Source organism: Streptomyces sp. NPDC031445 (assembly GCF_055581365.1).
The window spans coordinates 19829-41089 of sequence record NZ_JBVIJO010000011.1; the positions used below are offsets into that span (position 1 = coordinate 19829).

At 74.1% G+C, this 21261-nt stretch carries 22 protein-coding genes and 1 pseudogene; 16 read left to right on the forward strand and 7 right to left on the reverse strand.

Annotated elements, in window-relative coordinates; all coding sequences use genetic code 11:
• Positions 1-104: 104 nt before the first annotated feature.
• From ACZ5DC_RS26590 to ACZ5DC_RS26605, 4 genes are read left to right on the forward strand one after another with little or no spacing between them, the layout of a single operon-like run.
• The gene (locus ACZ5DC_RS26590) at positions 105-1034 is read left to right on the forward strand and encodes an ABC transporter ATP-binding protein (RefSeq protein WP_468656757.1); all 930 of its coding nucleotides are present in this window, start codon (positions 105-107) and stop codon (positions 1032-1034) included.
• Positions 1031-1771 (forward strand): ABC transporter permease, encoded by a 741-nt coding sequence (locus ACZ5DC_RS26595; RefSeq protein ID WP_366754751.1) that lies wholly within the window; start codon positions 1031-1033, stop codon positions 1769-1771. The genes ACZ5DC_RS26590 and ACZ5DC_RS26595 overlap by 4 nt, the downstream gene beginning before the upstream one ends.
• A gap of 5 nt (positions 1772-1776) precedes the next feature.
• Entirely contained in the window at positions 1777-2970 is a 1194-nt protein-coding gene (locus ACZ5DC_RS26600) for a sensor histidine kinase (protein ID WP_468656759.1), read from the forward strand.
• Positions 2967-3581, forward strand: a complete 615-nt coding sequence (locus ACZ5DC_RS26605; RefSeq protein ID WP_468656761.1) for a response regulator — start codon at positions 2967-2969, stop codon at positions 3579-3581. Before ACZ5DC_RS26600 ends, ACZ5DC_RS26605 begins: the two co-directional genes overlap by 4 nt.
• A gap of 9 nt (positions 3582-3590) precedes the next feature.
• On the opposite strand, the gene ACZ5DC_RS26610 is transcribed toward ACZ5DC_RS26605, so the two are convergent.
• Entirely contained in the window at positions 3591-4457 is an 867-nt protein-coding gene (locus ACZ5DC_RS26610) for a transglutaminase family protein (protein ID WP_468656763.1), read from the reverse strand.
• Between the two features lie 744 nt (positions 4458-5201).
• Positions 5202-6200: pseudogene (locus ACZ5DC_RS26615) on the reverse strand (GNAT family N-acetyltransferase); the annotation flags it as partial.
• Between the two features lie 140 nt (positions 6201-6340).
• On the opposite strand from ACZ5DC_RS26615, the gene fdxA reads away from it, so the two are divergent.
• Together fdxA and ACZ5DC_RS26625 are read left to right on the forward strand one after the other, a co-directional pair.
• On the forward strand, positions 6341-6661 hold the full coding sequence (gene fdxA / locus ACZ5DC_RS26620; RefSeq protein ID WP_014674796.1) for a ferredoxin: 321 nt from the start codon (positions 6341-6343) through the stop codon (positions 6659-6661).
• Positions 6662-6784: 123 nt separating this feature from the next.
• A complete protein-coding gene (locus ACZ5DC_RS26625; protein WP_468656765.1) occupies positions 6785-7882 on the forward strand; it encodes a bifunctional succinyldiaminopimelate transaminase/glutamate-prephenate aminotransferase in 1098 nt (365 codons plus the stop codon).
• Positions 7883-7977: 95 nt separating this feature from the next.
• Here the strand turns inward: ACZ5DC_RS26625 and ACZ5DC_RS26630 are convergent, their stop codons facing one another.
• Positions 7978-8445: an ATP-binding protein gene (locus tag ACZ5DC_RS26630; protein WP_468656767.1), complete on the reverse strand. Its 468-nt coding sequence runs from the start codon at positions 8443-8445 to the stop codon at positions 7978-7980.
• A 286-nt stretch (positions 8446-8731) separates the two neighbouring features.
• The gene (locus tag ACZ5DC_RS26635; RefSeq protein ID WP_468656769.1) at positions 8732-9748 is read right to left on the reverse strand and encodes a VldE C-terminal domain-containing protein; all 1017 of its coding nucleotides are present in this window, start codon (positions 9746-9748) and stop codon (positions 8732-8734) included.
• 105 nt (positions 9749-9853) lie between these two features.
• Between ACZ5DC_RS26635 and dapE the strand changes: the two genes are divergently transcribed.
• Together dapE and ACZ5DC_RS26645 are read left to right on the forward strand one after the other, a co-directional pair.
• Positions 9854-10933: a succinyl-diaminopimelate desuccinylase gene (gene dapE, locus ACZ5DC_RS26640; RefSeq protein ID WP_468656771.1), complete on the forward strand. Its 1080-nt coding sequence runs from the start codon at positions 9854-9856 to the stop codon at positions 10931-10933.
• A 106-nt stretch (positions 10934-11039) separates the two neighbouring features.
• Positions 11040-11798, forward strand: coding sequence for an LOG family protein (locus ACZ5DC_RS26645; RefSeq protein WP_366752070.1), 759 nt, complete (start codon positions 11040-11042; stop codon positions 11796-11798).
• Positions 11799-11873: 75 nt separating this feature from the next.
• On the opposite strand, the gene folP is transcribed toward ACZ5DC_RS26645, so the two are convergent.
• Positions 11874-12734 (reverse strand): dihydropteroate synthase, encoded by an 861-nt coding sequence (gene folP, locus ACZ5DC_RS26650; RefSeq protein ID WP_468656773.1) that lies wholly within the window; start codon positions 12732-12734, stop codon positions 11874-11876.
• A 139-nt stretch (positions 12735-12873) separates the two neighbouring features.
• On the opposite strand from folP, the gene ACZ5DC_RS26655 reads away from it, so the two are divergent.
• Both ACZ5DC_RS26655 and ACZ5DC_RS26660 read left to right on the forward strand, forming a co-directional pair.
• Positions 12874-13239, forward strand: a complete 366-nt coding sequence (locus ACZ5DC_RS26655) for a DivIVA domain-containing protein (protein WP_468656775.1) — start codon at positions 12874-12876, stop codon at positions 13237-13239.
• The gene (locus ACZ5DC_RS26660) at positions 13236-13823 is read left to right on the forward strand and encodes a DNA-3-methyladenine glycosylase I (RefSeq protein WP_468656777.1); all 588 of its coding nucleotides are present in this window, start codon (positions 13236-13238) and stop codon (positions 13821-13823) included. The genes ACZ5DC_RS26655 and ACZ5DC_RS26660 overlap by 4 nt, the downstream gene beginning before the upstream one ends.
• A gap of 1 nt (position 13824) precedes the next feature.
• On the opposite strand, the gene chcB is transcribed toward ACZ5DC_RS26660, so the two are convergent.
• Positions 13825-14628 (reverse strand): 2-cyclohexenylcarbonyl CoA isomerase, encoded by an 804-nt coding sequence (gene chcB, locus ACZ5DC_RS26665; protein WP_468656779.1) that lies wholly within the window; start codon positions 14626-14628, stop codon positions 13825-13827.
• 371 nt (positions 14629-14999) lie between these two features.
• Between chcB and ACZ5DC_RS26670 the strand changes: the two genes are divergently transcribed.
• Complete coding sequence (locus ACZ5DC_RS26670) at positions 15000-15167, forward strand: DUF3117 domain-containing protein (RefSeq protein WP_018544333.1); 168 nt, start codon at positions 15000-15002, stop codon at positions 15165-15167.
• Positions 15168-15249: 82 nt separating this feature from the next.
• On the opposite strand, the gene ACZ5DC_RS26675 is transcribed toward ACZ5DC_RS26670, so the two are convergent.
• Entirely contained in the window at positions 15250-15948 is a 699-nt protein-coding gene (locus ACZ5DC_RS26675) for an O-methyltransferase (RefSeq protein ID WP_078611812.1), read from the reverse strand.
• A gap of 234 nt (positions 15949-16182) precedes the next feature.
• On the opposite strand from ACZ5DC_RS26675, the gene sigE reads away from it, so the two are divergent.
• From sigE to ACZ5DC_RS26700, 5 genes are all read left to right on the forward strand, one after another.
• Complete coding sequence (gene sigE, locus ACZ5DC_RS26680) at positions 16183-16899, forward strand: RNA polymerase sigma factor SigE (RefSeq protein WP_366752065.1); 717 nt, start codon at positions 16183-16185, stop codon at positions 16897-16899.
• Positions 16896-17942, forward strand: coding sequence for a zf-HC2 domain-containing protein (locus tag ACZ5DC_RS26685; protein WP_468656781.1), 1047 nt, complete (start codon positions 16896-16898; stop codon positions 17940-17942). The genes sigE and ACZ5DC_RS26685 overlap by 4 nt, the downstream gene beginning before the upstream one ends.
• 132 nt (positions 17943-18074) lie before the next feature.
• Positions 18075-19796: a S1C family serine protease gene (locus ACZ5DC_RS26690; protein ID WP_468656783.1), complete on the forward strand. Its 1722-nt coding sequence runs from the start codon at positions 18075-18077 to the stop codon at positions 19794-19796.
• Positions 19797-19880: 84 nt separating this feature from the next.
• Positions 19881-20330 (forward strand): sec-independent translocase, encoded by a 450-nt coding sequence (locus ACZ5DC_RS26695; protein ID WP_468656785.1) that lies wholly within the window; start codon positions 19881-19883, stop codon positions 20328-20330.
• Between the two features lie 248 nt (positions 20331-20578).
• Positions 20579-21244, forward strand: a complete 666-nt coding sequence (locus ACZ5DC_RS26700; RefSeq protein ID WP_468656787.1) for a hypothetical protein — start codon at positions 20579-20581, stop codon at positions 21242-21244.
• Positions 21245-21261: the final 17 nt, after the last annotated feature.

Below are 21261 nucleotides of genomic sequence, written 5' to 3' on the forward strand. Positions count from 1 at the left end.
GCCCCCCGCCGGGTCGGCGGCCCGGTCCGCGTGACATCTGTCATGCGGCACTCAGGACGCCCGGCACTGCCCGGCCGGGGGCTCCCGCCGTCAGCATGGACGGCATGACGACGACAGCGGCACCGGCCACCACCACCCCGGTGGTCGGGTTCGACCAGGTGACCAAGACGTACGGGAGCGTACGGGCCGTCGACGGCCTCTCGCTCCGGCTGTACCCGGGCGAGACCGTCGCCCTCCTCGGCCCGAACGGGGCCGGCAAGTCCACCACCCTGGACCTGCTGCTCGGGCTCAAGCAGGCCGACACCGGCACGGTGAGCCTGTTCGGCGGCAGCCCGCGCGAGGCGATCGTCGCCGGCCGGGTCGGGGCGATGCTGCAGAGCGGCGGCCTGATGGACGGGGTCACCGTCGCCGAACTGGTGAAGCTGGCGTGCTCCCTGCACCCGCGGCCGTACCCGGTCTCCGACGTGCTGGCCCGCGCGGGCATCGCCCAGATCGCCGACCGCAAGGTGGACAAGCTCTCCGGCGGCCAGGCGCAGCGGGTCCGCTTCGCCCTCGCCACCGCCGGCGACAGCGACCTGATCCTCCTGGACGAGCCGACCACCGGCATGGACGTCGCCGCGCGCCAGGCCTTCTGGGCCACCATGCGCGAACAGGCCGACCAGGGCCGTACGGTCCTCTTCGCCACGCACTACCTGGAGGAGGCCGACGCCATCGCGGACCGGGTCCTGGTGCTGCACCGGGGCCGGCTCCTCGCCGACGGCACGGCCGCCGAGATCAAGGCCAGGGCGGGCGCGCGGCGGATCTCCTTCGACCTGGCCGGCGAGATCGACGAGGGCGCCCTGCGCGGGCTGCCGTTCCTCACCTCGATCGACGTCTCGGGCCAGACCGTCCGCATCCAGTCCGCCGACGCCGACGCGACCGTGCACGCCCTCTACGGCCTCGGCGTCTACCCCCGCAATCTCGAAGTCGCCGGGCTCGGTCTGGAGCAGGCCTTCGTCGCCATCACGGAGGCCGAGGAGGCCAGGCAGTCGTGAACGCCCTCATCAAGCTCGAACTGGCCCGCGCCCTGCGAAACAGGAAGTTCCTGTTCTTCTCGGTGCTCTACCCCTCGATCATCTACCTGATCTTCTCCAGCAGCGCCGGCGCGAACGAGCGGGTCGACGGCACCGGCCTGACCGTCGCCACCTACCTGATGGTCTCCATGGCCTCCTTCGGTGCCCTGACCGCCGTCCTGATGGGCAACAGCGAGCGCATCGCCAAGGAACGCGAGAGCGGCTGGGTACGGCAGCTGCGGCTGACCCCGCTGCCGGGCCGCGGCTACGTCCTCGCCAAGACCGCGAGCGCCGCCGTGGTGAGCCTGCCGGCCATCGTCGTCGTGTTCGCCGTCGCCGCCGGTGTGAAGCAGGTGCGCCTGGACGCCTGGCAGTGGCTCGCCCTCACCGGGGTCATCTGGGCCGGCAGCCTGGTCTTCGCCGCGCTCGGCGTCGCCCTCGGCTACCTCGCCTCCGGGGACGCGGTCCGCCCGATCACGATGATCGTCTACTTCGGTCTGTCGATCCTCGGCGGCCTGTGGATGCCGTCCACGACCTTCCCGCAGGTCCTCCAGGACATCGCCAGGTGGCTCCCCACGCACGCGTACGCTGCCCTGGGACGGGCGATCGAGCAGAGCCAGGCGCCCCACGGGGCGGACATCGCCGTCCTCGCCGTCTACTTCGTCCTGTTCGCGGGCGGCGCGGCCTGGCTGTACCGGAAGGACACGCTGAAGGCGTGAGCGCGATGACGGAAGACCCCCTGACCAACGAGAAGCGGCCGGAACACCACGTGCGGCTGGGCCAGCTCCCCCGCACCCGGCGGGACGTGCTGACCAAGGTGCTGTGGATCGGCGTGTGGCTGGTCTTCCTCAGCTCACCGGTCGACGACCTGGTCAACGGCGGCCACACCGCGCGCGCCACCCTGGCCGGTTCCCTCGGCCTGGCCGCGTTCGTCGGGATCTACCTGGCGCTGGTCTTCCGCAACATGGGCCGGTCCTTCGCGCCCCGGACCGTCGTCGGCCTCCTCGTGGTCCTGGCCGTCCTGGCCCCCGTCCTCGCCTGCACCCTCGGCAGCGCCTGGCTCGGCCTCTTCGTCTACCTGTCGGTGGCCTGCGGGGCCACCCTGCCGGTCCGGGCGTCGTACTGGGCGATCCCGGCGACGGCCGCGCTGATGTACCTGGTCGGGCTGCACTCGAACGAGAAGGAGGCCCGTGGCCTGCTGCTCCTCGTCGTGCTCATCGGTTTCGCGATGGTCGGCGTCGGGCAACTGGTGCGCACCACGATCGAGTTGCGCAAGGCGCGGGCCACCGTCGCCCAGCTCGCCGCCAACGAGGAGCGGCTCCGCCTCGCCCGCGACCTGCACGACCTGCTCGGCCACTCCCTGTCACTGATCACGCTCAAGAGCGAGCTGGCCGGCCGGATGCTGCCCGGCCACCCCGACAAGGCGGCCCAGCAGGTCGCCGACATCGAGCAGGTCAGCCGGCAGGCCCTGGTGGACGTCCGGGAGGCCGTCACCGGCTACCGGCGGCCCCGGCTCGCCGCCGAACTCGCCGGCGCCCAGGTCGCCCTGACGGCCGCCGGGGTCGTCGCCGAGGTGCCCGCCGAACCCGACCTCGCCGGCGTGCCCGAGGAGGCCGAGTCCGCGCTGGCCTGGGCGCTGCGCGAGGCGGTCACCAACGTGGTCCGGCACAGCGGCGCCGACCGTTGCGCCGTACGGCTGCTGCGCCGCCAGACCCTGGACGGACCGGTGCTCGAACTGTCCGTCGAGGACAGCGGGAGCGGGGGCTCCGGGAAGGGGCCCGGCAACGGGCTGACCGGGCTGACCGAGCGCCTGGAGAAGGCCGGCGGCGCTCTGGAGGCAGGGCGGGCCGGGCGCGGGTTCCGGCTCGTCGCGCGCGTGCCCGCGTCCGCCGGGGCGGACGTAGGATCCGGGGCATGACGAGCATGATCAAGGTCCTCCTCGCCGAGGACCAGTCGATGGTCCGCGAGGCGCTGGCCGCGCTGCTCGGCCTGGAGGACGACATCGAGGTCGTCGCCCAGGTGGCGCGCGGTGACGAGGTGCTCGCGGCCGTCGGCGCGCACGACGTGGACGTCGCGCTGCTCGACATCGAGATGCCCGGCTGCACCGGCATCGAGGCCGCGGCCCGGGTGCGCCGGGAGCATCCGCGGGTCAGGCTGGTCGTCCTCACCACCTTCGGGCGCCCCGGCTACCTGCGCAGCGCCATGGAGGCCGGCGCCGACGCCTTCCTCGTCAAGGACGCCCCGGCCGCGCAGCTCGCCGAGGCGATCCGCAAGGTGCTGGCCGGGGAGCGGGTCATCGATCCCACCCTGGCCGCCGCCGCGCTCGCCGAGGGCGCCAACCCGCTCACCGAACGCGAACGCGAGGTGCTCCGCGCGGCGGCCGACGGCTCCACCAACGCCGAACTCGCCCGGGCCCTCCACCTGTCCCAGGGGACGGTCCGCAACTACCTGTCGACCGCCATCCAGAAACTGGCCGCGCGCAACAGGGCGGAGGCGGTACGGATAGCCCGGGACAAGGGATGGCTCTGAGCGACCGGCTCAGTTGAGTTTGGCCCTCGCCGTGCGCGCCTCCTGCCGGACCTTGCGGGCCGCGGACTCGTCCACCACCTCGATCAGGTCGGCGTAGTGCTGCAACTCCTCGGCGCCCGCGGTGAACTCGCCGCGCTGCACCAGCAGTTGCCCGCGCTCGTAGCGCAGCCGCGCCGGGTGCGAGGGGATGAGCAGCGCCAGCTCGACGGCCCGCAGCGCGACGTCCGACCGCTCCGGCCGGGCCGCCGCCCACGCCCGGATGTTGTTCAGGACGCGCTGGACGACCTCCAGGGGCGGCGCAGGTCGCAGCATCGAGGGGTCCGGCGGCGTGCCCGTGGCCCCCACGACCAGCAGCTCGGCGTCCGTCCCGGTGAGCAGCCGGCCACCGTCGAACGGATCGGCCAGCACCTGCTCCGCCGCCGCCCCGAACCCGACCACGAAGTGCCCCGGCAGCGCGACCCCGTACACCGGGGCGCCCGCCCGGCGCGCGACCTCCAGCCACACCACCGACAGCAGGATCGGCAGCCCGCGCCGCCGCCGCAGCACCTCGTGCAGCAGTGAGGACTCCAGCCGCTGGTAGTCGCCCGGCGTCCCGTGGAACCCGTGGCGGGTGCCGAGCAGCCCCCGTACGGCCTCCGCCCACGCCCGCGGCCCGCCCGGCCGGTACGGCAGCTCGCCCGCCAGCCGGTCCAGCTCCGCCTGCGCGGCGTCCAGGCCGGCCTCGTCCAGCGAGCCGTCCGTCTCCGCGCCGATCAGCAGGCACAGCGCCGACAGGTCCGGCCGCTCGGACCGGGCCTCCTCGGCGAACCGCCGCCGCAGCTCGGCGGAGCGGTCCTCGGGGGGCGGATACGGGGGCGGCAGATACGGATGGCTCATGGCAGCCTCATGCCCTTCCACGAGGAGTTCTACGGCCGCCCGGACCGGGACGCCCGCGACGCCCGGGACACCGGGGGGCCACGGGGCCGGATCCGGTGGCCTCTCGGCCGAGTCGGACCCCTGCGCACGTCGCCCCGCCGCCGGCGGACACCGCCCACGTCACCGGCCCGGACCCGGGGTCACGGGGGCGTTCTCGGGCAGGGGGCGGGTGGCGGGGGTGTCCTGGGGCAGGGGGCCGGTGCCCTGCGGCAGTGACTCGGTCTCGGGGGTGCCGTGAGGCGAGGGTCCGGTTCCGGGGGCGCCCTGAGCCAGGGACCCGGTGTGGGAGGCGTCCTGCGGCAGAGACGCCGTCCCTGAGACGCCCTGCGGCAGGGATCCGGCCCCGGAGGCGCCCTGGGCCAGAGATCCGGTCTGGGGGGTGTCCTGCGGCAGGGACTCGGTCTCGGGGGTGCCGTGAGGCGAGGGTCCGGTTCCGGGGGCGCCCTGAGCCAGGGACCCGGCCCCGGGGGCGCCCTGAGCCAGGGATCCGGTCTGGGAGGCGCCCTGCGGCAGGGGTCCGGCCTCGGGGGTGTCCTGATCTGGGGACCCGGTCTCGGGGGCGCCCTGAGCCAGGGACCCGGTGTGGGAGGCGTCCTGCGGCAGAGACCCCGCCCCGGAGGCGCCCTGGGCCAGGGACCGCCCCTGCGGCGCGTCCCCCGGGGACGGCCGGTCGGCGGTGGCGGGGGGCTGCTGCGGCGGGCTCTGCGCCTCGGGGGCCCGGTAGTGGTGGTAGGCGTGGTGGGGGGTGAAGCCGAGGGCGCGGTAGAGGGCTCGGGCGGAGTCGTTGTCCGTCTCCACCTGGAGCCAGGCCGCCGAGGCGCCCTCCTCCAGCGCGCGCCGGGCCAGCGCGGCCATGACCTCGGTGGCCAGCCCCTGCCGCCGCCGGCCGGGGTCCACCTCGACGGCGGCGAACCCGGCCCACCGCCCGTCCACGACACACCGCCCGATCGCCGCCGGGGGCTCGCCCTCCCCGGCGCCGGGCACGGAGGCGAACCACACCGACGGGCCGGAACCGAGCACCCGCAGGGCCACCTCGCCCACCCCCTTGCGTTGGTACCGCGCGAGCCACGCCTCGTCCGCCGCCCGGGACAGCACCACCCCCGCGCCCCCGGCCCGGTCCGCGACCGGCGCCAGGGCCCCGGTCCACAGCTCGGCCGTCACCTCCCGCACCCAGCCGCGCCGCTCCAGCTCCGCGCACAGCATCTCCTGCGCGCCCTCGGCGCCGGTCGCGGTCTGCACGTACGCGGGCAGGCCCCGCGCGCCGTACCAGCGCCGTACGGCCGCCAGGGCCGCGTCGAGAGGGAGCCCGGGGTCCCCCATCGGCAGCACGCTGTTGGCGCGCCGCGTGAACCCGCCGGCCGCCCGCAGCTCCCACTCGCCCAGCCGCTCGCTCTCCACCGGCCGCCACGCCCGGGAGGAGATCCGCGCGAGTTCCGGGTACGTGGCGGCGGGCCCCCTGCGCCGCGCCGGGGCTGCGGGCACGACCTTCCCGGCGACCAGCGCGGATTGCGGAATCCGGACCCGTTCGCCGTTCCGGCGTGTGATCATGAGCACGCCACCGTCCCATGATGTGAGAACACCCACCGTGTCAGTGAACTTCTCCGGTCCGCCGCCGGGTTCGCCCAACTGCCGTACAGAGACCCGTTTCCCCACGTCAGCAGGGGTGATTCGGACCTCCAGGCGTCCTTTCGCCGAGATTTCCACCGGTGAGTTCACCCCTCCTGTTCGGATCGTGCTCCGGAACGGAGATACTAGGGGCGGGCATCGACGACGCCGCGCTCCCGCGCGCCAGGCGGCGGAGCCTGAGGAGGCCCGCCAGCGCCCTATCGAGGAGGAACGACAGCGTGACCTACGTCATCGCGCAGCCTTGTGTCGACGTCAAGGACAAGGCGTGCATCGAGGAGTGCCCGGTCGACTGCATCTACGAGGGCCAGCGGTCCTTGTACATCCACCCGGACGAATGCGTCGACTGTGGTGCCTGTGAGCCGGTCTGCCCGGTCGAGGCGATCTTCTACGAGGACGACGTCCCCGAGGAGTGGAAGGACTACTACAAGGCGAACGTCGAGTTCTTCGACGAGCTCGGCTCGCCCGGCGGCGCCAGCAAGCTGGGGCTGATCGAGCGCGACCACCCCTTCGTCGCCGCACTGCCGCCGCAGGGCGAGTGACCGTCTGAGCGCCAAGCGGCCGCCATACCGCGCCGCCTCGGTCCCGTACGGCCCGATCACCCTGATCACCGCCGCACGGGACCGAGGCGTTTGCCGCACCGTACGAAAGTGAGCCTGATTCCCGTGTCCGCAGTCTCCGACCGGCTCCCCACCTTCCCCTGGGACAAGCTGGAGCCGTACAAGAAGACGGCCGCGGCCCATCCGGACGGCATCGTCGACCTCTCCGTCGGCACCCCGGTCGACCCGGTTCCCGAGCTGGTCCAGAAGGCCCTGATCGACGCGGCCGACTCCCCGGGCTACCCGACCGTCTGGGGCACCCCCGCCCTGCGCGACGCGATCACCGGCTGGCTGGAGCGCCGCCTGGGCGCCCGGGGGATCACCCACCGGCACGTCCTGCCGGTCGTCGGCTCCAAGGAGCTGGTGGCCTGGCTGCCGACCCAGCTCGGCCTCGGCCCCGGCGACAAGGTCGCCTACCCGCGCCTGGCCTACCCCACGTACGAGGTCGGCGCCCGCCTGGCGCGCGCCGCGTACGAGGTCTACGACGACCCGCGCGACCTGGACCCGGCCGGCCTGAAGCTGCTCTGGCTGAACTCGCCGTCCAACCCCACGGGCAAGGTCCTCTCCCGGCAGGAGCTGACGGACATCGTCGCCTGGGCCCGCGCCCACGGCGTCCTCGTCTTCTCCGACGAGTGCTACCTGGAGCTGGGCTGGGAGGCCGACCCGGTCTCGGTCCTGCACCCGGACGTCAACGGCGGCACCTACGACGGCATCGTCGCCGTCCACTCCCTCTCCAAGCGCTCCAACCTGGCGGGCTACCGCGCGGCCTTCGCCGCCGGTGACCCGGCCGTCCTGGGCCCGCTGCTGGAGATCCGCAAGCACGGCGGCATGATGACCTCCGCGCCGACGCAGGCGGCGGTCGTGGCCGCGCTCGGCGACGACGTCCACGTGCACGAGCAGCGCGAGCGCTACGCCGCCCGCCGCGAGGCCCTCCGCGAGGCGCTCCTCGCCGACGGCTTCCGCATCGAGCACAGCGAGGCGAGCCTCTACCTCTGGGCCACCCGCGACGAGTCCTGCTGGACCACGGTCGCCCGCCTGGCCGACCGGGGCATCCTGGTGGCCCCGGGCGACTTCTACGGCGAGGCGGGCCGCGATCACGTCCGCGTGGCCTTCACCGCGACGGACGAACGCGTGCGGGCGGCGGTGGCCCGCCTGACCGCCTAGCCCGCCGGTCCGCCGTCCCGGCGTCGTGCCGGTGCACGAGCGGACGGGGCCCGGGAGGGGAGACCCGGACCCCGTCGGCGTGCACAGCCCGGCGCTCAGCCGCCCAGCGGCAGACCCTTGGTCGGCAGGGAGGACGTCGGCAGGGACGACGTCGGCAGCCCGCCCTTGGTGAGGGAGTCCGTCGGCAGCCCGCCCTTCGTCGCACCGGAGGCCGCGTCGCCCAGGACACCGCCCGCCGTCCCGGCCGCGTCGCCCGCGGCCTTCTGCGCCGCCGGAGCCGCCTTCTTCACGGCGCCGCCGCCGGTCTTGCCCGCGGCCGGCACCGCCTGCTCGACCGCCTTGCCGCCCGTGTGGCCCGCGACCGAGGTGACGCTCTGCGCGGCACCGTCGACGGTGTTGCCGACGTGCGCGCCGTCCAGGGCGGTCAGACCGCCCAGGTTCGGGGTGGCCGCCGGCAGATTCGTGGCCGCTCCGGCGGAGCCGGCCGCACCGACCCCGGCGGCCGCTCCCGCTGCGACGAGCAGCGCGGCACGGGCGATCCGGCGGGTCAGGGGGAGGGACATGATGCTCCATTCGACGGGAGAGAACGGTGTCGGTGTCCGAGCCCGTCTGCGGCTCGGACGCCGTGACTACCGCTCGAAGCCCGCGAAGGTTGCGGACGCCCCCGGTAAAGAATGGATAACGCGTCGCATTATCAGGTGTGGATAAAAACGGGCAAACACCGTCCGCCGGAGATCGTGCAGAATCCTTCCCGCCCTTGATTCCCAGGGGTTTCCGGGACGGGTGCGCCACCCGCCCGCACCGTCGTGCGCCCCGGCGCCGCACAACCCGCCGGAGTGATCGCCCGTACTACTGTCCGGCCACGATCCGCACCGCGCCCACGGAGGTCTCCCCGGACGTCCCCGCGGAGCCCTCCGCGCCCCCGGCCCCGTCCGGCGCGGCCGTCCGCCACTCGTCGCTGTCGCTCCCCGCGGTCCACACCCGGCCCGCGTACGCCACCCGCTCGATGTGCAGCGCCGAGGAGTTGGCGACCGCCCACTGCGCCAGCTGCCAGCCCCGCTCCCGCTCGCCGCGCCCGGTGGCGTCCGTCCTCGCCCCCTCCGGCACCGGAACCGTCACCGTCCGCCCGCGCGCGGTCGCGGTCACGCTCGGCGACGGGGACGGCGACGGCACGGGCGTCCCGCCCACCACCGCGCCGGTCTCCTGGAGCGCGTCCCGCCCGAAGTCCCGTACCAGCGCGGCCCGCACCGCGTCCGGACCGGTCGCCGAGGCCGTGCGCCGCGGGCGTCCGTCGCAGGTCAGGGTGGCCGCCGCCCGCCCGGTCAGGGCCGCCGCCAGCAGCGTGGCGTCCTGCTCGTGCTTGGCGTACGCCTCCGGGTAGCCGCTGCGCTGCACCCGCTGCGCGGCCACCGTCAGCGGCAGGCCGGTGTAGTCCGGCACCCTGGCCAGGTGCGCGTAGAAGATGCCCGCCGCGTAGGCCGGGTCCATGATCTGCCGCTCGGTGCCCCAGCCCTGCGAGGGCCGCTGCTGGAACAGGCCCAGCGAGTCCCGGTCGCCGTGTTCGATGTTGCGCAGCCCCGACTCCTGGATGGCGGTCGCCAGCGCGATCGTCACGGCCCGCTCGGGCATCCCGCGCCCGGTGCCGACGGCGGCGATCGTCGCCGCGTTCGCCGCCTGCTCGGGCGTGAACTCGTACGACTGCCCGTCGCCCGAGGCCGAGACCACCGCGCAGCCGCGCGCACCGCCGCCTCCGGTGACGTACTGCACCACGAGGTACGCGGCGACACCGCACAGGACCAACAGGGCCGCGGCGTAACGGAAGAGGCGCCCGCGGCGCTTGGGACGGGTGGGGGACGGCTCTGACACGCGTACAAGGTACTGGAGCCCCCCGGGCCCCTCACGCGGGGTCCGCGGGACCGTGCCGTCCCGCGCGCCCCGGGCCCCGGCGGGCGGCGCGCTAGGGTCGTGACCATGGCCGACACCTCGCTTGACCTCACGCTGGACGCCGCCGCGCTCACCGCGCGGCTCGTGGACTTCCCCTCCGAGAGCGGCACCGAGAAGCCGCTCGCGGACGCCGTCGAGGCCGCGCTGCGCGCCCTGCCGCACCTGACGGTGGACCGCTACGGCAACAACGTGATCGCCCGGACGGACCTGGGCCGCGCCGAGCGCGTCATCCTCGCCGGGCACATCGACACCGTGCCGATCGCGGACAACGTGCCCTCGCGGCTCGACGCGGACGGGGTGCTGTGGGGCTGCGGCACCTGCGACATGAAGTCGGGCGTGGCGGTGCAGCTGCGCATCGCGGCCACCGTCCCCGCCCCCAACCGCGACCTGACCTTCGTCTTCTACGACAACGAGGAGGTCGCCGCCGACCTCAACGGCCTGAAGCACGTCGCCGAGGCCCACCCGGAGTGGCTGGCGGGCGACTTCGCGGTCCTGCTGGAGCCCTCCGACGGCGAGGTGGAGGGCGGCTGCCAGGGCACGCTGCGGATGCTGCTGAGGACCAAGGGCGAGCGGGCCCACTCGGCGCGCGGCTGGATGGGCTCCAACGCCATCCACGCGGCGGCCCCCGTGCTGGCCCGGCTGGCCTCCTACGAGCCGCGCCGGCCGGTCATCGACGGGCTGGAGTACCGCGAGGGCCTGAACGCGGTGGGCATCAGCGGGGGAGTGGCCGGGAACGTCATCCCGGACGAGTGCGTGGTCACGGTCAACTTCCGGTACGCCCCCGACCGCACCGAGGAGGAGGCCGTCGCGCACGTCCACGAGGTGTTCGCGGACTGCGGGGTGGAGGAGTTCGTGGTGGACGACCACAGCCCCGGCGCGCTGCCCGGCCTCTCCCAGCCGGCCGCCGCCGCCTTCATCGAGGCGGTGGGCGGCACCCCGCGGCCCAAGTACGGCTGGACGGACGTGTCCCGCTTCTCCGCGCTCGGCATCCCCGCGGTCAACTACGGCCCCGGCAACCCGCACCTGGCGCACAAGCGGGACGAGCGGGTGGAGACCGCGAAGATCCTCGCGGGCGAGGAACGGCTGCGGAACTGGCTCACCGCGTAGCCCGCCCGGGACGCGCCACCGCACGCCGGACACGCCCGGGTCCCCCCGCCGTAACCCGCGTAGATCTAGTCTGAGGTCGAACTACCGGCAAGCGGAGGGAGCGCACATGCCTACCGGCAATCCCGAGGGGAAGAAGCAGCCGCCGGACGAGCAGCGGCTGGGACCGGTCCTCCGACGGCGGGGCCAGGTGACGGCCAGCACCACCGACCAGCGGCTGCTGGACGAGCGCGCCCCCACGGACTGGGTCCACACCGACCCCTGGCGGGTGCTGCGGATCCAGTCGGAGTTCATCGAGGGCTTCGGCACGCTCGCCGAACTCCCGCCCGCCATCAGCGTGTTCGGCTCGGCGCGGACCCCGGTGGACTCGGCGGAGTACGACGCGGGCGTGCGGCTCGGGCGGGGGCTGGTGCAGGCCGGCTGGGCGGTCATCACGGGCGGTGGCCCGGGAGCGATGGAGGCGGCCAACAAGGGGGCGTGCGAGGCGGGCGGCGTCTCGGTCGGCCTCGGCATCGAGCTTCCCTTCGAGCAGGGGCTCAACCCCTATGTCGACATCGGCCTGAACTTCCGCTACTTCTTCGTCCGCAAGATGATGTTCGTGAAGTACGCGCAGGGCTTCGTGGTCCTCCCCGGCGGCCTCGGCACCCTCGACGAACTCTTCGAGGCGCTGACGCTGGTCCAGACCCAGAAGGTCACCCGGTTCCCGATCGTCCTGTTCGGCAGCGCGTACTGGGGCGGCCTGGTGGACTGGCTGAAGAACACACTGGTGGCCCAGGGCAAGGCGTCGCAGCAGGACCTCCTGCTGTTCCACGTGACGGACGAGGTGGACGAGGCGGTGTCCCTGGTCTCCAAGGAGGCGGCCCGCTGAGCGCCGGCACCGGGGGGCCGAGGGGAGCGTCCGCCCGCCTCGGCCCCCCGGCCGGTCAGGCCGGCCTCCCGCCGGTCAGGCCAGGCCCCGGCGCGCCACGGCGGGGACCCGGTGGCCGGCGATGGACGCCACCATGTCCAGCACCTGACGGGTCTCGGCCACCTCGTGCACCCGGTACACCTGCGCCCCCAGCCACGCGGAGACGGCGGTCGTCGCCAGCGTGCCGATCAGCCGTTCCTTCACCGGCCGGTCCAGCGTCTCCCCGACGAAGTCCTTGTTGGACAGCGACACCAGCACCGGCCACCCCGTGGCCACCATCTCGTCCAGCCGCCGCGTCGCCTCCAGGCTGTGCCGGGTGTTCTTCCCGAAGTCGTGCCCGGGATCGATCAGCACCGACTCGCGCGGCACCCCGAGCGCGACCGCCCGCTCCGCCAGTCCCACGGTCACGTCCAGGATGTCGGCCATGACGTCGTCGTACGTCACCCGGTGCGGACGCGTACGCGGCTGCGCGCCCCCGGCGTGCGTGCACACCAGCCCCACCCCGTAGCGGGCCGCGACCTCCGCGAGGCCCGGGTCGACCCCGCCCCACGCGTCGTTCAGCAGGTCCGCGCCGGCCTCGCACACGGCCTCGCCGACCTCCGCCCGCCAGGTGTCCACGCTGATGACCACCTCGGGGAAGCGCCGCCGCACCTCCGCGACGAAACCGACCGTCCGGCGCGCCTCCTCCTGCGCCGTGACCTCTTCGCCGGGCCCGGCCTTGACCCCGCCGATGTCGATGATCGCGGCGCCCTCGGCCACCGCCTGCTCCACACGTGCGAGGGCCGGCTCGTCGCGGAAGGTGGCTCCCCGGTCGTAGAAGGAGTCCGGCGTCCGGTTCACGATCGCCATGATCACCGGCTCGTGCGGCCCGAATTCCCGCCTGCCCAGCCTGAGCATCCGCTGTGACCTCTCCTAGTACGTTCCGCAGTACGGCCGCCTGCGACCCTAACTGTCAGACTCGCATGGCACGATCGGACCCTGACAGTTTCGGCTTCCGGCACAGCGTCCGGTGAACGAGCGTGGGGACCCTACGGCGATGGTGATGTTCTTGTTCCTGGTCGTCGCGCTGGCCGTCGTGGTCGCCGCGGTGACCCTGGCCGTGGTGGGCGGCGGGGAGAGCGCCCCGCTGCCCGAGGTGGCGCCCGAGCGGCTCCAGGACCCCCTCCCCGCGGACCGCCCGGTGGGCCGCGCGGACGTGGAGGGCCTGCGCTTCCCCCTCGCCCCGCGCGGCTACCGCATGGCCGACGTCGACGACGCGCTCGGCCGGCTCGCCGCGGAACTGGCGGAGCGGGACGCCCGCATCGCCGACCTGGAGTCCGCGCTGGCCGGCGCGAGAGCCGCAGCGGCGCACGCGCACCCCGCACAGCCGGAGCGGAGCGAGGGCCCGGAGGAGCAGCGATGACCAGCCAAGCGGCCGTTCCCGGGCCGGACGGCGCCCTGCGCTGCCCCTGGGCCCTGTCCACCGTCGACTACGTGGCGTACCACGACGAGGAGTGGGGCCGCCCGGTCCACGGCGACGACGCCCTGTTCGAGCGGCTCAGCCTGGAGGCCTTCCAGTCGGGCCTGTCCTGGATCACGATCCTGCGCCGCCGCCCGGGCTTCCGCGCGGCCTTCGCCGGCTTCCGCATCGAGAAGGTCGCCGCCTTCACCGAGACCGACCGCGACCGCCTGCTCGCCGACCCCGGCATCATCCGCAACCGGGCCAAGATCGACGCCACCCTCGCCAACGCCCGCGTCCTCGCCGACTGGCCGACGGGCGAACTGGACGAGCTGATCTGGTCCCACGCCCCCGACCCGGCCACCCGCCCGGCCCCGAAGACCCTCGCCGACGTCCCGGCGGTGACCGCGGAGTCGACGGCGCTCTCCAAGGCCCTGAAGAAGCGGGGGCTCAGATTCGTGGGCCCGACGACGGCGTACGCGCTGATGCAGGCGTGCGGCCTGGTCGACGACCACCTGGAGACGTGCGTGGCCAGGAGCGCCCGCTGAGTCACCGTCCCAGGTACTTCGGCTTCTCCTTGTTCACGAACGCCTGGACGGCGATGGCGTGATCCTCGGACCGCCCCGCCCGGGTCTGGAGCTCGTCCTCCTTCTCCAGCGTCTCGGCGAGGGAGTGGGTCAGCCCGAAGGCCACCGCCTCCTTGAGCGCCGCGTACGCCACCGTCGGCCCCGAGGCCAGCGCCCGCGCCACCTTCCCGGCCTCCGCGCGCAGCTCGGCGGAGGGGACGACCCGGTTGGCGATCCCCAGCTCCAGCGCGTCCTGCGCGCTGATGCTGCGCGGGAAGAGCAGCAGGTCGGCGGCGCGGCTCGGGCCGATCACCCGGGGCAGCGTCCAGGAGATCCCGGAGTCGGCGGTGAGGGCCACACCGGCGAACGACGTGTTGAAGGAGGCGCTGTCGGCCGCCAGCCGGTAGTCCGCGGCGAGCGCGAAGCCGAATCCGGCCCCCGCCGCCACGCCGTTCACCGCCGCGACCACCGGCTTCGGCGCTCCGGCGAGCGCCCGCACGATCGGGTTGTAGTGCTCCCTGACCGTGGTCATCGTCTGCCCGGCCCCGGTCTCCCGGTCACTGGCCAGCAGCCCGATGTGCTCCTTGAGGTCCTGGCCCACGCAGAACGCCCGGTCCCCGGCGGCGGTCAGCAGGATCGCCCGCACGGCCGTGTCCCCGGCCGCCGTTTCCGCCGCCTCCCGGAGGGCGGCCTTGGTCGCGATGTTCAGCGCGTTCATCGCCTCCGGGCGGTTCAGCGTGATCGTCGCGAGTCCGTCGCTGACCTCGTAGAGCACGGTGTCGGCCATGGCGCATCCCCTCTGCTTCGCGGCGGGTGACGTACCGCTCAGTACGTCCATGTCTGAGGACAGCATGGCGGAGATCGCCGTCCGGGGGCCGGACCGGTCGTGTGACCTGCGTCAAAGAAAACCGGAGCGGAAGCCGTCGGCGGATCTTCGTGCGGGGGCGCAGTATCGCAGCCACATCGCCGAATTGGGTGGTTTTGCTCGCGCGCGTTGCCCAAGCGATGCCGACTGATGTTGGTCATCGGGTCCTGCGATGCGGGATAATGGCCTGGAAGCAATGTGTTCGATGCCGGTGTCGCGTGTCCGTTCCGGATGGCGGGTGCCCCGTGGGGCCGTCGGCAGACGATGAGCTGGTTTCAGGAAGGGGAACGAGCATGGCGGCCATGAAGCCGCGGACGGGTGATGGCCCGCTCGAGGTGACCAAGGAGGGGCGGGGCATCGTCATGCGCGTTCCGCTCGAAGGCGGCGGTCGACTCGTCGTCGAGCTGACCCCTGACGAGGCCGAGGCGCTCGGCGACGCCCTGAAGAAGGTCGTCGTCTGACGCCCCAGCGATCAGTCCTTCCGGCTGCCCCGGCATCGTACGCGGTGCCGGGGCAGCCGCGTTCCCGCACCCCGCCGCGGCCTCAGCGCTTGACGGCGCACAGCAGGCCGTCGCCCACCGGCAGCAGCGAGGGGACCAGTTCCTGGCTCTCCCGCACGGTGCGCAGCAGCTCGCGCAGCCGCAGCACCTCGGTGGGCTGCGGCCCGGAGTCGACCGTACGGCCGTTGGCGAACACGCCCTCGAACACCACCAGCCCGCCCGGCCGCAGCAGACGCAACGATTCAGCGAGGTAGTCCGGGTACTCCAGGCGGTCCCCGTCGCAGAAGACGAGGTCGTAGCCGGCGTCGGCGAGGCGCGGGAGCACGTCCAGCGCGCGGCCGGGGATGAACCGGGCCCGGTTGCTGGCGAAGCCGCAGACGCGGAAGGCCTGCCGGGCGAACTGCTGGTGCTCCGGCTCCGGGTCCACCGTGGTGAGCACCCCGTCGGGCCGCATCCCGTGCAGCAGATGGATGCCGGAGACCCCGCAGCCCGTGCCGATCTCCGCGACCGCCTTCGCGTCCACGGAGGCGGCGAGCAGTCGCAGCGCGGCGCCCGTGCTGGGCGACACCGAGCGCAGCCCTGCCTCGCGGGCCCGGTCGCGGGCCCAGCGCAGCGCTTCGTCCTCGGCGACAAAGGCGTCGGCGAACGCCCAGCTCGTCTGCCGGTTGCCGGTAATGACCCTCTCCTGTCCCCGTGGTTGCCTGGGCGTGACTGTATCCGTTGGCGTCGGGAACCCGCAGATGGGACCGGGCGTTTAGAAGGATGAGCCGGTGACCGGGGACGCGACGGGGGGCGAGAGGTGGGACAGGACGCCGAGCAACTGCTGACGCAGCCGCATGAGCCGTATCAGCGTGTATCAAATTCTCGTAAAACCGCTTATCCGGAGCTAACGGGCGAGGTGGCTATGGTAGGGGCTCCACTGGACACCACCAGAGCCGACAGGGGAGGTGCGGCTGCGCCCGGGGACCGGGGTGGAGTGCTGCGGCGCTTCCTCGGGTCGGCGGGCAGGCCGAAATCCGTGACCGACACCGCTGCCGACAGCCACGCCGCCGGCCTCGCCACGGGCGAGACCCAGACCGCGACCTTCGCCACCGACGCGGACGCGCAGGCGTGGACTCCGCCCGCGTGGGAGGAGATCGTCAGCACACACAGCGGCCGGGTCTACCGACTCGCCTACCGCCTGACGGGCAACCAGCACGACGCCGAGGACCTCACCCAGGAGGTCTTCGTCCGGGTCTTCCGCTCCCTGTCGACGTACTCGCCGGGCACCTTCGAGGGCTGGCTGCACCGCATCACCACGAACCTCTTCCTGGACATGGTCCGGCGCAAGCAGCGCATCCGCTTCGACGCCCTCGGCGAGGACGCCGCCGACCGCCTGGCCAGCCGGGAGCCCACCCCGCAGCAGCTCTTCAACGACGCCCACTTCGACGCCGACGTCCAGCAGGCCCTCGACACCCTCGCGCCCGAGTTCCGCGCGGCCGTCGTCCTGTGCGACATCGAGGGCCTGTCGTACGAGGAGATCGCCGCGACCCTCGGCGTGAAGCTCGGCACGGTCCGCTCCCGCATCCACCGCGGCCGCTCCCAGCTCCGCAAGGCCCTCGCGCACCGCTCGCCGGAGGCCCGCGCGGCCGAGCGGCGCTCCTTCCTGACCCCCCGTGTCCCCGCTCTGGGGGGAGGGGGCGCGACCGCGTGAGTGGATCTCGGCCGAAACCTGTCGAGGAGGCGCGCCTCGCAGAGCAGCACCTGGGAGACCGGCTCTCCGCCCTCGTGGACGGAGAGCTCGGTCATGAGACGCGTGAGCGCGTCCTCGCGCACCTGGCGACCTGCGCCCGGTGCAAGGCGGAGGCGGACGCCCAGCGCGCGCTGAAGAACGTGTTCGCGGAGGCGGCCCCGCCCCCGCCCTCGGCGAGCTTCCTGGCCCGCCTCCAGGGCCTTCCCGGGGGAGGTGACCCGGACGGCGGCGGGACGCCGTCACCCGGGGGCGGACTCCTCGGCGGCGGCACCGCCGCCGGAGCGTCCGACGACCCCGGGCCGTTCGGCGTGAGCCGCGGCGAGCGCCTCTCGTTCGGCTACGTCCCCGCCCGCGCTCCCGGCTTCCTCCCGGCCCGCGCGGACCGCGTGGCGGCGCCCGAGGACCGGGGCTTCCGCATCCACCCCGTCGGCCGCGCCGACGACGGCCGCTCCGCCTGGCGCGGACTGCGGTTCGCGTTCGCCGCCGCCGGCGCGGTGTCGCTGGCCGCGGTCGCCCTCGGCGGCGTGACCACCTCCCTCCCCGGCGACCTGACCACGGACGCCCGCGGCGGCACCGGCGCCGGCAGCAACGTGACCCCGGCCCGCCCGGCCGGCACCGGCGCGGGCGGCGGCGCGGCCACCCCGGACACCCAGCGCCGGCGCCAGGTGGGACCGCTGCTCGGCCAGGCCGGCGCGCTGCTCGCGCCGGCCCCCGCGGCGCCGACCACCCTGTCCGCGCCGCTGCTCCCCGGAGGGCCGGCCCCGGCCGCCGGGCAGGACCGGACCGAGCGGGTGCGCCCCGTCACCGCGCCGATGCTGGCCGGTGTGGCCGCCGTCTCCCCGCTGATACGCAAGCTCGACGAGACCGTGCCCCTGCCGCTCGCCGACTGGCCCACCGCCCCCGCGGTCACCGGCTCCGGCCCGCTGTCCGCCCCCGTCCCCGACACCACCCCCGCCCCCACCGCCCCCGCTCCCGCTCCCGCCGTGCCCCACCAGTCCCCCTGACCGGCCACTGCGCCCCGGCCCGCGAACCTGGTTGAATCCTGAGAGACCGCTCCCGCGGCGATGACCCGGGGGCGGTGGACGACGTTCCAAGGCCGCGGCAGCGCGCGGTCGCGGCCCAGCCGTGGGGAGAGCATGAACGAGGGGAACCGTGTCCCGCCGGTGAACGGACCGGAGGGAGCGGCGGAGCCGGCACCGGCCGGCCGGACCGGGGCGCCCGGGGGCGCCGTACCGGAAGCCACCGGGTCCGACGGCGACTTCGAACTGGCCGGCCCGACGCGGTCACCGGCGGCCGCGGACGGAGAGCGGACCCACGGCCCCGGCACGGAGGGAGCCGTCCGGGGAGGCGTCGGTGGCGACGCCGTAACGGCCGGGGACACCTCCTGGGCGGCTCCCTCCGAGCGGCCCAGGCCGCTGCACGACCCCGACCCGTACGGCACCCCGCCGTACGGCCGGCCCGGCCCCTGGGCGCCCGCACCGCCGGTGCAGCATCCGGCGGCCACCCCGGCGCACGGAACGGCCGTGTCCGCACCCACGCCCGTGGCGACCGGGCCGCACCTGGCCGCCCCCGCACCGGCCCCCGCACCGGCCCCCACCGCCCCCGTCCCTCCCGGCACCGCCGCGCAGGGGGCCGACCCCTGGAGCCGGTACGACCCCTGGGCCGCCGGTTCCGCCACGGAGCAGGCGCTCGCCCGGGGGCCGCTTAAGCAGACCGGTGAGCCCGTGCCGACGGAGCAGCGGCGCAAGAGGAGCGCGCGGCGCCTGCTGTTCGCGTGGACCCTGGTCGTCGCCCTGGTCTCCGCGGGCGTCGGCGGAGTCGCCGGCGCCTATGTCCAGCGCGAGGGCCTCGGCGACGGCGTACGGCTGCCGCAGGCCGGGAGCGTGCCGGCCGGGCGGGCGCCGGACAGCGTGGCCGGGATCGCGGCCCGCGCCCTGCCCAGCGTGGTCACGCTGCACGTCCGAGGGGCCGACGAGGCGGGCACCGGCACGGGCTTCGTCCTCGACGCCCAGGGGCACATCCTCACCAACAACCACGTGGTCGAGCCCGCCGGGACGGGCGGCGAGATATCCGTGACGTTCAGCAGCGGCGACACCGTCAAGGCCAGGGTCGTCGGCCGGGACAGCGGCTACGACCTCGCCGTGGTCCAGGTGCGCGGCGTGCACGGGCTCACCCCGCTGCCCCTCGGCAACTCCGACGACGTCCAGGTCGGCGACCCGGTCGTCGCCATCGGCGCCCCCTTCGACCTCGCCAACACGGTCACCTCCGGGATCATCAGCGCCAAGGAGCGGCCGATCACCGCCGGCGGGGAGAAGAGCGACGGCAGCGATGTGTCGTACGTCGACGCGCTGCAGACCGACGCCCCCATCAACCCGGGCAACTCCGGCGGTCCGCTGCTCGACTCCCGGGCCCAGGTCATCGGCATCAACTCAGCCATCCGCTCCGCCGGCAGCGGCTCCGAGGCCGAGGGCGGCCAGGCCGGGTCCATCGGCCTCGGCTTCGCCATACCCGTCAACCAGGCCAAACGCGTCGCCGAGGAACTGATCGACGACGGCCGCGCCACGCACCCCGTCATCGGCGTCACCCTCGACATGGGCTACACCGGCGACGGCGCCCGTGTCGACAGCAAGAGCGCGAACGGCGGTCCCGCCGTCACCCGGGGCGGCCCCGGCGAGCGGGCCGGGCTCGAGGCGGGCGACGTCATCACCGCGGTCGGCGGTGAGCGCGTCCACACCGGTGAGGAACTGATCGTCAAGATCCGCGCCCACCGGCCGGGGGACCGGCTGCGGCTGACGGTCGAGCGGGACGGCGGCGAGCGGGAGGTGTCACTCGTGCTGGGCGAGTCGGAGCAGAACTGACAGAAGTCTCACCTTGGGACGGTACCGGTCGGACAGGAACGCCGGGTACCGTTGAGCGACCGAGGACATCGCAAGGAGCGTCAGGTGTTCAATGACATAGGACCACTGGAGCTGGTGACGATCATCGTGCTCGCCGTGCTCGTCTTCGGTCCGGACAAGCTCCCGAAGGTCATCCAGGACGTGATGCGCACGATCCGGAAGATCCGCGAGTTCTCGGAGAGCGCCAAGCAGGACATCCGTTCCGAACTGGGTCCCGAGTTCAAGGACTTCGAGTTCGAGGATCTGAACCCCAAGACGTTCATCCGCAAACAGCTGGACAACGACGAGCTGGGGCTCAAGGAGATCCGCAACGGCTTCGACCTGAAGAAGGAGATGGCGGAGGTCACGGACGCGGTCCACGGCCGCGACGGTTCGTCCTCCACGTCGTCGTCCGCCACGCCCTCGCCGTCCTCCGGCGGACGCGTGGACATGACCAAGAAGCCCGAGACGCCCGGGGACGACGAGCGCCCGCCCTTCGACGCGGACGCCACGTAGCCGCGTCCGCCGGCGCTCCCGCCCGCCGACACGCGCGCGTCCGTACGCCGCGCACGTGACGCGTTTCATAGCGCACGTCCGTCGCACACGACCTGAACAGGCCGTACGCGCGACCCACGCGTCAGCGCCTGCCCTGCTGCCTTCGGCGGTGTGGATATGCTGCCGAGTTGTTGTGCGGACCGGACGCGTACGCCCGAATGGGGGGCGGGCCACCCCGGTCCGACGAGAGCGAGGAGGCGTCCGGGCAGATGGAGACGACGAGTCGGGTGGGCGCGCAGGTGCCGGCCGGGGAGGGCGGACAGCAGCTCCCCTCCGGTGGGCGTACGGTCGACGGTTACCTGCGGGCGCCCTTCCCGTGGTACGGGCTCGACGAGGCCTTCACGGGGCCGCGCTGGCTGATGCAGGTCGGTACGGCCGCCGACGGCGCGGTCGAGCACGGCTCGATCGGGCACGGCGACGAGCCCTCGGTGCGGGGCGAGACCGGTTCCGCCGGCGAGCCCCGGGAGAAGTTCGCGGTCGTGGTCACCGTCGCCGCACAGCCGTCCCGGCGGAGCGCCGACGGCACGGGACTGCTGGAGGCGACCTCGGTGTCCTCGGCGGCGTGGCTGGCCGGGGTGGGGCTGCTGTCGTTCACCTGGCCCGGGCAGATGGACCACAGCCTGCGGGACGACTGGCTGGACCAGCAGACGGAGACGGCGTGGGCCCTGGCCGACGACCTGGAGGGCCCGGAGTGGTCCCGGCTCTCCCTGCCCGTCGACGGCGTGTCCGCCTCGTTCCACTACCGGGAGTCCGAGTACGGCTGGGTCCTGGCCGGCACCACGGAGGCCGGGGTCCACCTGGGCGCGTACGGCCGGGGGATGAGCGCGTACGGCCTCGGCTTCTCGGTGATCAAGGACATCGCGGCCTACGCCTGACGGGCCGGGCCCGGGTG

Coding starts and splice junctions, on each gene's coding strand:
- ACZ5DC_RS26610 (WP_468656763.1), bottom strand. CDS start 4,457: ATGAGCCATCCGTATCTGCCGCCCCCGTATCCGCCCCCCGAGGACCGC.
- folP (WP_468656773.1), bottom strand. CDS start 12,734: ATGCTCAGGCTGGGCAGGCGGGAATTCGGGCCGCACGAGCCGGTGATC.
- ACZ5DC_RS26645 (WP_366752070.1), top strand. CDS start 11,040: ATGCCTACCGGCAATCCCGAGGGGAAGAAGCAGCCGCCGGACGAGCAG.
- ACZ5DC_RS26700 (WP_468656787.1), top strand. CDS start 20,579: ATGGAGACGACGAGTCGGGTGGGCGCGCAGGTGCCGGCCGGGGAGGGC.
- ACZ5DC_RS26630 (WP_468656767.1), bottom strand. CDS start 8,445: ATGTCCCTCCCCCTGACCCGCCGGATCGCCCGTGCCGCGCTGCTCGTC.
- ACZ5DC_RS26660 (WP_468656777.1), top strand. CDS start 13,236: ATGACCAGCCAAGCGGCCGTTCCCGGGCCGGACGGCGCCCTGCGCTGC.
- ACZ5DC_RS26600 (WP_468656759.1), top strand. CDS start 1,777: ATGACGGAAGACCCCCTGACCAACGAGAAGCGGCCGGAACACCACGTG.
- dapE (WP_468656771.1), top strand. CDS start 9,854: ATGGCCGACACCTCGCTTGACCTCACGCTGGACGCCGCCGCGCTCACC.
- ACZ5DC_RS26690 (WP_468656783.1), top strand. CDS start 18,075: ATGAACGAGGGGAACCGTGTCCCGCCGGTGAACGGACCGGAGGGAGCG.
- chcB (WP_468656779.1), bottom strand. CDS start 14,628: ATGGCCGACACCGTGCTCTACGAGGTCAGCGACGGACTCGCGACGATC.
- ACZ5DC_RS26655 (WP_468656775.1), top strand. CDS start 12,874: ATGGTGATGTTCTTGTTCCTGGTCGTCGCGCTGGCCGTCGTGGTCGCC.
- ACZ5DC_RS26605 (WP_468656761.1), top strand. CDS start 2,967: ATGACGAGCATGATCAAGGTCCTCCTCGCCGAGGACCAGTCGATGGTC.
- ACZ5DC_RS26590 (WP_468656757.1), top strand. CDS start 105: ATGACGACGACAGCGGCACCGGCCACCACCACCCCGGTGGTCGGGTTC.
- ACZ5DC_RS26670 (WP_018544333.1), top strand. CDS start 15,000: ATGGCGGCCATGAAGCCGCGGACGGGTGATGGCCCGCTCGAGGTGACC.